This window comes from Candidatus Magnetobacterium casense (genome assembly GCF_019173545.1).
GTDB lineage: Bacteria > Nitrospirota > Thermodesulfovibrionia > Thermodesulfovibrionales > Magnetobacteriaceae > Magnetobacterium > Magnetobacterium cryptolimnobacter.
Genome location: NZ_JABXWD010000774.1, coordinates 1 through 1087, shown reverse-complemented (window position 1 = coordinate 1087; position 1087 = coordinate 1). Strand labels below are relative to the sequence as shown.

Sequence of the window (1087 nt, the reverse complement as noted above, 5' to 3'; positions counted from 1 at the left end):
TCCCCTTGACCCCGTAAAAATGCCACATATCTTGTATTTAACCCAATCGAAATCTGCTATAATATACATCTGATGTCATATTGTAATGATGACAGGCATCTTATTGCACATGGAAATTTTTTCCTATGTAATAAGTTGTTAATAACTGTGTACAGAGGTTGCCTTACGTTGATGGGTGTTGCTATTATACAGAGTGCACAAAAATTTATCAGTTGGAAATCTGACTGCCATAGGGAATATAATTCCTCTTGATGATTAAATACTTTACAGCAAAAACATAAACCTCTTCTTTAAGGTTTGCACGGACCTGCTACATCCCCTCTGGCAAAATAATTGAGCAAGGTGCTATACTCCTACCCATAAGAACTTAATGAGAGATATAAAACCACTTTATAGGGAGTCTGTGTGTATGAAACAACAACAACTAAACGAACCCGACCTCTTGCCCTTTTACCACGTGTCTCCTCCCGGCACAAACGTCCTCGTCCTTGCCCCCCATCCCGATGACGAAACGCTGGGCGTTGGTGGCACGCTAAGGACGCTCATGGCAGCAGACAAACATGTACACGTTGCCTTTATCACAAGCGGCGACAAGGCCGACCCCGGCAACCCCCTCTCTGCCCAGGTCATCTACAACAACCCCGCAGGCCCACACTTCAGCCAGTATGCACTCTTTCGGGAGACGGAGGCCCAACAGGCGCTGACCATACTCCGATCAGGTACACACTTGCAACCAACCATGCCCTGCCTGTTTCTGAGATATCCCGACCGTGAGGTCTCCAACTGCCTCGATGACTGCCTCAAGAGGCTCAGGGACGTGGTCGCTCCCAATGGTGCCTCGGTGTTTGACACCATCTACAGCCCCTCGCCCATAGAGCTGCACCCCGACCACAGGGCCACGGCCGCAATTGCTCTGCAATTGCAGAGGCTCTACGGCATCGTGGTGGTATTCTACGAGGTGACGGTGCCAATAAGACCAAATGCCCTCATAGACATTACACAAACGATAGCCACAAAGCGGGCGGCCATAATGGCCTATGAGTCACAACTGAAGATGACCGACTACTGTGAGTTTATAACGTCGCTC

At 48.8% G+C, this 1087-nt stretch carries 1 protein-coding gene; it reads left to right on the top strand.

The window, feature by feature from the left end; all coding sequences use genetic code 11:
* Nucleotides 1-409: 409 nt before the first annotated feature.
* Nucleotides 410-1087 (top strand): PIG-L deacetylase family protein (locus HWQ67_RS19420; protein ID WP_218254346.1); only part of this gene is annotated, 678 nt, incomplete at its 3' end.